The 1,342-nt window shown below is 55.0% G+C and carries 1 rRNA gene; it reads left to right on the forward strand.

Annotated features, from left to right (window positions below):
- A 23S ribosomal RNA gene (locus tag LQV63_RS31210) occupies positions 1-1,341 on the forward strand; the annotation flags it as partial.
- Position 1,342: the final 1 nt, after the last annotated feature.

A 1,342-nucleotide genomic window follows, 5' to 3' on the forward strand; every position in this document is an offset into this window, starting at 1 on the left:
TAGTACCGAAGGTCTTGATTTCATGCTGCCAAGAAAAGCCTCTAGCCAGGATGAAGGTGCCCGTACCGCAAACCGACACAGGTAGGCGAGAAGAGAATTCTAAGGCGCGCGGAAGAACTCTCGTTAAGGAACTCGGCAAAATGACCCCGTAACTTCGGGAGAAGGGGTGCCTCGGTAGGGTGAATAGCCCGAGGGGGCCGCAGTGAAAAGGCCCAAGCGACTGTTTAGCAAAAACACAGGTCTGTGCGAAGCCGCAAGGCGAAGTATACGGGCTGACGCCTGCCCGGTGCTGGAAGGTTAAGGGGAGTGGTTAGCCGCAAGGCGAAGCTATGAACCGAAGCCCCAGTAAACGGCGGCCGTAACTATAACGGTCCTAAGGTAGCGAAATTCCTTGTCAGGTAAATTCTGACCCGCACGAATGGCGTAACGACTTGGGCGCTGTCTCAACGAGAGATCCGGTGAAATTTTAATACCTGTGAAGATGCAGGTTACCCGCGACAAGACGGAAAGACCCCATGGAGCTTTACTGCAGCTTGATATTGAACTTTGGTACGGTCTGTACAGGATAGGTGGGAGCCTGCGAAGCCGGTGCGCCAGCATCGGTGGAGGCATCGTTGGGATACCACCCTGATCGTATCGGAGTTCTAACCTAGGACCGTGATCCGGTTCGGGGACAGTGTCAGGTGGGCAGTTTGACTGGGGCGGTCGCCTCCTAAAGAGTAACGGAGGCGCCCCAAGGTTCCCTCAGAATGGTTGGAAATCATTCGAAGAGTGCAAAGGCAGAAGGGAGCTTGACTGCGAGACCTACAAGTCGAGCAGGGACGAAAGTCGGGCTTAGTGATCCGGTGGTACCGCATGGAAGGGCCATCGCTCAACGGATAAAAGCTACCCTGGGGATAACAGGCTTATCTCCCCCAAGAGTCCACATCGACGGGGAGGTTTGGCACCTCGATGTCGGCTCATCGCATCCTGGGGCTGAAGTAGGTCCCAAGGGTTGGGCTGTTCGCCCATTAAAGCGGTACGCGAGCTGGGTTCAGAACGTCGTGAGACAGTTCGGTCCCTATCTGTCGCGGGCGTAGGAAATTTGAGAGGAGCTGTCCTTAGTACGAGAGGACCGGGATGGACGTACCGCTGGTGTACCAGTTGTCTCGCCAGAGGCATGGCTGGGTAGCTACGTACGGAAGGGATAAGCGCTGAAAGCATCTAAGCGTGAAGCCCCCCTCAAGATGAGATTTCCCAATTTAGTAAGACCCCTTGAAGACGACGAGGTAGATAGGTTCGGGGTGGAAGCACAGCAATGTGTGGAGCTGACGAATACTAATCGGTCGAGGGCTTATCCTAA

Source organism: Paenibacillus profundus, from assembly GCF_021369635.1.
Taxonomy (GTDB): domain Bacteria; phylum Bacillota; class Bacilli; order Paenibacillales; family Paenibacillaceae; genus Paenibacillus_B; species Paenibacillus_B profundus.